At 65.8% G+C, this 5667-nt stretch carries 6 protein-coding genes and 1 pseudogene; 6 read left to right on the top strand and 1 reads right to left on the bottom strand.

Going from position 1 to position 5667, the window contains the following annotated elements; translation table 11 throughout:
• The coding region (locus MOV74_RS29840; RefSeq protein WP_246930283.1) for a GyrI-like domain-containing protein at positions 1-524 on the top strand (524 nt) is incomplete at its 5' end.
• Positions 525-529: 5 nt separating this feature from the next.
• Complete coding sequence (locus MOV74_RS29835; protein WP_246930281.1) at positions 530-1246, top strand: SIMPL domain-containing protein; 717 nt, start codon at positions 530-532, stop codon at positions 1244-1246.
• Positions 1247-1432: 186 nt separating this feature from the next.
• Here MOV74_RS29835 and MOV74_RS29830 read toward each other — a convergent pair whose 3' ends face one another.
• A complete protein-coding gene (locus MOV74_RS29830; protein ID WP_246930280.1) occupies positions 1433-2497 on the bottom strand; it encodes an MBL fold metallo-hydrolase in 1065 nt (354 codons plus the stop codon).
• A gap of 315 nt (positions 2498-2812) precedes the next feature.
• On the opposite strand from MOV74_RS29830, the gene ffh reads away from it, so the two are divergent.
• The 4 genes and pseudogenes from ffh to MOV74_RS29810 form a co-directional block, all read left to right on the top strand.
• The gene (gene ffh / locus MOV74_RS29825) at positions 2813-4360 is read left to right on the top strand and encodes a signal recognition particle protein (protein ID WP_246930279.1); all 1548 of its coding nucleotides are present in this window, start codon (positions 2813-2815) and stop codon (positions 4358-4360) included.
• Positions 4361-4444: 84 nt separating this feature from the next.
• Entirely contained in the window at positions 4445-4777 is a 333-nt protein-coding gene (gene rpsP, locus MOV74_RS29820) for a 30S ribosomal protein S16 (RefSeq protein WP_212082134.1), read from the top strand.
• Between the two features lie 9 nt (positions 4778-4786).
• Positions 4787-5362, top strand: coding sequence for a ribosome maturation factor RimM (rimM, locus tag MOV74_RS29815; protein WP_246930278.1), 576 nt, complete (start codon positions 4787-4789; stop codon positions 5360-5362).
• Between the two features lie 118 nt (positions 5363-5480).
• A pseudogene (locus tag MOV74_RS29810) lies at positions 5481-5667 on the top strand (tRNA (guanosine(37)-N1)-methyltransferase TrmD); the annotation flags it as partial.

Raw genomic sequence — 5667 nt, 5'->3', positions numbered from 1 at the left:
CCTCCCCCAGCCCGGCGACACCGCCGCCGGCCGCGGCCGCAACGCCCGCTCCGGTGCAGACCGCCGATCCCTTTGGCCTCGAGACCACGCTGGAGTCCAGGAAGGTCGTGATGGTCAAGGGCACTGCCAATTGGGATTCGGCCTTCGACACGCTGGTCGACGCCTTCAAGGCGCTGAACACGCTCCTGGACAAGCAGGGCATCAAGCACGCCGGCAATTCGATGATCGTTTACACCTCGACCGACGACACCGGCTTCACCTTCCTTGCCGAGATCCCGGTCGATCAGGATCCGCAGAAACTGCCCAAGGACATGAGCATCGGCAAATCGCCGGAAGGCAAGGCACTGAAATTCGTCCATCGCGGTTCCTACGACAACATGGACAACACCTATGAGGCGATCACCAATCACCTCGACGACAAGAGACTGGAAGCCAAGGACACCTTCATCGAGGAATACCTCACCGATCCCCTGAAGACCGCTGAGGACAAGCTCGTGATCAACGTTTTCGTGCCGCTGAAGTGAGAATGATGAAAAAGCCTGTCGTCCTCGTTACTTCCCTCGCCACCGTTGTCGCCACGCTGTTGGCAGCGCCTGCGCTCGCCGATGATTTCCCGTCCGCCATTTCGGTGAGCGGCGAGGCCCATGTTTCCGTAGCGCCGGATCTCGCGCAGATCGATGCCGGCGTTGCCAATGACGCCAAGACGGCGAAGGAAGCGTCCGATGCCAACAACGGGGCCATGGGCAAGGTGCTGCTGGCGCTGAAGGGCGCCGGCATTGCGGAGAAGGACTACCAGACCTCGCGTCTGTCGCTGCAGCCGCAATACGGCCAGAACAAATCTACCGGCGCATCCCCGGTGGTCGGCTTCCGCGCCTCCAACCGCGTCACCGTCAAAATTCGCGACGTGACCAAGGTCGCCGGCATCATCGACACGCTGGTCGGCGCCGGCGCCAACGACATCGGCAATATTTCATTCGAGGTGACGCAGGCATCGAAGCTGCTCGACGATGCCCGCGAGCAGGCGGTCGCCGATGCGCGGCGCAAGGCCGAAGTTTACGCCAGGGCCACCGGTGCCACGCTGGGTGCGCCGCTCAGTGTCACTGAAGGCGGTGGCCCGGTGCCGTTGTTCAAAGGCCGCATGGCGGCGCCGATGGCGGCAGCGCCGCAGGCGGCGGTCGCGCCGGGCGAGGAAACGCTGTCGGTGACGGTGAATGTGAGCTGGGCGATCAAGTCCAAAGAGCAATAGGTCTCGTGTCCCGGACGCGCTGCGGCACGCAGTGACACTGCGCAGAGCCGGGACCCAGGAAGCGGCACCGTACAATCCAGCGACGTGGGCCCCGGCTCAGCGGCGCATCACACCGGACGATGCTTCGCATCGCCGGGAGTGCTGCGCCGCGTCCGGGGCACGAGCGGTGTGTGCAGAGTGCGAGACCTAAATCTCCACCACCTGCCCCGGCTTCATCGCCACGAACCGCTCCTGCGGAAGTTTCGCCGCATCCAGCGCCTCGACCAGCGCCTTGGCGGGCGCGTCGATGGCCTCGTCCGTCAGTTGGAACGTGCCGTGATGATGCCCGAGCGCGGCCTCGGCGCCGCAATCAGCCAGCGCCTTCACCGCATCCTCCGGATTCATGTGCTGGTCGCGCATGAACCAGCGCGGCTCGTAGGCGCCGATCGGGAGGATCGCCAGGCGCAGCGGGCCGTGCTTCTCGGCGACGCGACGAAAATGCGTGCCGTCGCCATAGCCGGAATCGCAGACGACGTAGATCTTCCCCGCAGGCGTCTCCAACACAAAGCTCGCCCACAGCGCCTTGTTGCGATCGAACATGCCGCGCGCCGTCCAGTGCCGCGTCGGAACCAGATGCACGGCGATGCCGCCGCCGAACTCGACGCGGTCGTGCCAGTCGAAGGCTTCCACCTTGATCGTGGGATCCCAGCTGCGCATCGTCACGTCGTTGCCGAGCGGGGTGACCACGCGCGGACCAAAGTTCTTCGCGAGGCGCGACAAGGTCGCGATGTCGAGATGGTCGTAATGGCCGTGCGAGACCAGCACGACATCGATCTTGGGCAGCTTCTCGAAGGCGATGCCGGGATCGTTGTGCCGCTTCGGCCCGGCCCAGGCGACCGGCGAGACCCGCTCCGACCAGACGGGATCGACCAGAATATTGAGGCCGCCGGTCTGGATCAGCCAGCTGGCGTGGCCGACGAAGGAGAGCCGCACGTTGTCGCCGTCGACGCGCGCCGGCGGGGTATCGGCGTGGGGGCTGGGGGCCCAGTCGGGCCATGTGGCGCGCTGTCCCCGGCCGCCCAATTGCCAACGTAGCACCTCGCCGAGCGATCTCGGCGGCGCCCCGTCGGGATCGAAGAAGGTCAAGCCGTCGAAATGGTCGGAGACCGGGCCGTCGTAGGTTTTCATGCGGGACATCCAAAGGGAGGGCACGCCGACCAGCGCGCCGGCCCCGGCGAGCAGTCCAAACAGGCGGCGGCGGGTGATCGGCACGGCGGGCTTCAGCGATGGTAACGGAGGCGGGTCATTCTCTCTAATATGGGCGGTCCCCTAGGAAAAGGAACCGGGCGCCGAAACAACCCTGTTTTCAGAGCCTTGCCCTGGCAAAGGCACCCCGACACCCTAACTTTCCTTGACTTTTGGGCGTGAGCGGCGTTTAACCCCGCCACTTTCTCGGAAAGGCTTTCTTTTCGACCCGCCGACTGGCCCTGGAGGCCGGAGGTCAACGCCCGACAGCGCTGTGCGCCCTCGGGCGTAAAGGTGTTTGGAAGATCGCCATTCTGGCGAGCAGGATAAGGAACAATCGCATTGTTCGACAATCTGTCGGAACGGCTTGGCGGCATTCTCGATCGTCTGACGGGGCGCGGTGCGCTGACCGAAAAGGACGTCGATGCCGCTATGCGCGAGGTACGCCGCGCGCTGCTGGAGGCCGACGTCGCGCTGGAAGTGGTGCGCAGCTTCACCGAGCGCGTCCGCGAGCAGGCGATCGGCGCCACCGTCGTCAAGTCGGTGACCCCCGGCCAGATGGTGGTCAAGATCGTCCATGACGAGCTGATCAACACGCTCGGCGCCGAAAGCCAGACCATCGACGTCAATTCCGTGCCGCCGGTGCCGATCATGATGGTCGGCCTGCAAGGCTCCGGTAAGACCACCACCACCGCCAAGCTCGCCCGCCGCCTGGTCCAGCGCGACAAGCGCAAGGTGCTGATGGCCTCGCTCGACGTCTACCGTCCGGCGGCGATGGAGCAGCTGGCCGTGCTCGGCCGCGATCTCGATATTCCGACTTTGCCGATCGTCGCGGGCCAGCAGCCGCCGCAGATTGCGAAGCGCGCGCTGGAAGCCGGCAAGCTCGGCGGCTACGACATCGTGCTGCTCGACACCGCCGGCCGCACCACGCTCGACGAAGAGATGATGGCGGAAGCAGCCGCGATCAAAGCTGCCGCCAATCCGCATGAAGTGCTGCTGGTCGCCGACAGCCTCACCGGTCAGGACGCGGTGAACCTCGCGCGCGCGTTCGATCAGCGCGTCGGCCTCACCGGTATCGTTCTCACACGTGTGGACGGCGATGGCCGCGGCGGCGCCGCGCTGTCGATGCGCGCGGTCACCGGCAAGCCGATCAAGCTGATCGGCACCGGCGAAAAGACCGATGCGCTGGAAGATTTCCATCCCGACCGTATCGCCGGCCGCATCCTCGGCATGGGCGACGTGGTCTCGCTGGTTGAACGTGCCGCCGCCAACATCGACGCCGAAAAGGCCGCACGCACTGCCGAGCGTATGCGCAAGGGTCAGTTCGACCTCAACGACATGCGCGAGCAGCTCACGCAGATGGCGAGCATGGGCGGCATCAGCGGCCTGATGGGCATGATGCCCGGCATCTCCAAGATGAAGAACCAGATCGCCGCTGCCGGCATCGACGACAAGATCTTGAAGCGCCAGGTCGCGGTGATCGATTCCATGACGCGCGACGAGCGCCGTCATCCCGACCTGCTCAAGGCCAGCCGCAAGAAGCGTATCGCCGCAGGCTCCGGCCAGAGCGTCGAGCAGGTCAACAAGCTGCTCAAGATGCACCGGAACATGGCCGACGTGATGAAGGCGATGGGCTCGGGCAAGCGCGGCCCGCTCGCCGGCATCGCCCAGGCGATGGGCTTTGGCGGCGGCATGAAGCCTCCTTCGCCGGAAGAGATGAAGGCGATGCAGGAGAAGATGCAGGCCGGCGGTGGACAAGGTCTGCCCAGCCTGCCGAAGGATCTGCCGCCCGGTCTTCGCTCGGGCCTGCCGAATTTGCCGGGGCTTACAGGCCTCAGCGGCAAGCCGACCCTTCCGGGGCTCGGCGGATTTCCCGGCAAGAAGAAATGAGGAATTCGTCGCGAGGGACCGCACGGTCTCGCGCGGCGCGAAAATACCAATCAACCGAACAAACGTACTTTGAAGGAGAACTAGATGTCCGTCGTTATCCGCCTCGCCCGCGCAGGCACCAAGAAGCGCCCCGTCTATCACGTCGTCGTCGCCGACTCGCGCTTTCCCCGCGATGGCCGCTTCATCGAGCGTCTCGGCCATTTCAACCCGCTGCTGCCGAAGGACAACGAGACTCGCCTCAAGCTCGACATGGACAAGGTGAAGGCCTGGCTCGCCAAGGGCGCGCAGCCGTCGGACCGCGTGGCCCGTTTCCTCGACGCCGCCGGCGTCAAGAAGCGCGAAGCCCGCAACAACCCCGAGAAGGCCGTGCCGCGCAAGGAGCGCAAGGCGCAGGCCGAAGCCGCCGCGAAGGGCTAAGGGCAGGCTATGTCGGCGCTGGTCTGCGTCGCGCGGATCGGCGCCGCGCATGGGGTGCGTGGTGCGGTCAAACTGTGGACCTTCACCGAAGATCCCTTTGCCGTCAGGCGCTACGGTCCGCTGCTGTCCAAGGACAGCAAGCGTCAGTTCGAGGTCGCAACGGCGCGCGAGGCCAAAGATCATCTGGTCGCGACGTTCAAGGGCGTCACGAGCCGCGATGAGGCCGAGCGCCTCAACGGCATCGAGCTCTATGTCGCGCGCGACAAGCTGCCTGCGACCGACGCGGACGAATATTACCACACCGATTTGATCGGGCTCGCCGCCGTCACCACCGACGGCGATGCGCTCGGCCGCGTGCTCGCGATCCACAATTTCGGCGCCGGCGACATCATCGAGATCGCGCCTCCCAAGGGCACGACGATGCTGCTGCCATTCACGAACGCGGTGGTGCCGGAGGTCGATCTCGCCGGCGGTCGCGTGGTGATCGCGCTGCCGCAGGAGGTCGAGGGGGAGGATCGAGGCGAAGCTCACTCCCCGAGTCGTCCCGGCCTAGCGCGCAAAGCGCACGGGGGCGGGGACCCATAACCACGGGCCGAAATTTTTCGCTAAGCTGTTTGCTCCAGCCATCGCCAAACTGGCAGTGGTGGTTATGGGTCCCGGGCTCGCGCTTCGCGCGCCCCGGGACGACAACGACTGAGATCGAATGACCAATCCCTCACCCTGGCGCGCGACGGTGCTGACGCTGTTTCCGGAGATGTTTCCGGGGCCGCTCGGCGTGAGCCTGGCCGGCCGGGCGCTGACCTCAGGGCTTTGGGAGATCGAGGCGCGGGACATCCGGGCTTCCGCCACCGACCGCCACCGCAGCGTCGACGACACTCCGGCCGGCGGCG

The sequence above is a fragment of the Bradyrhizobium sp. SHOUNA76 genome (assembly GCF_023006445.1).
Lineage (GTDB): Bacteria > Pseudomonadota > Alphaproteobacteria > Rhizobiales > Xanthobacteraceae > Bradyrhizobium.
This window is presented reverse-complemented; position numbering and strand designations above follow the sequence as displayed.

Excerpts from the sequence above, each read along its gene's own strand:
- MOV74_RS29835 (WP_246930281.1), top strand. The coding sequence starts at position 530 with ATGAAAAAGCCTGTCGTCCTCGTTACTTCCCTCGCCACCGTTGTCGCC.
- rpsP (WP_212082134.1), top strand. The coding sequence starts at position 4,445 with ATGTCCGTCGTTATCCGCCTCGCCCGCGCAGGCACCAAGAAGCGCCCC.
- rimM (WP_246930278.1), top strand. The coding sequence starts at position 4,787 with ATGTCGGCGCTGGTCTGCGTCGCGCGGATCGGCGCCGCGCATGGGGTG.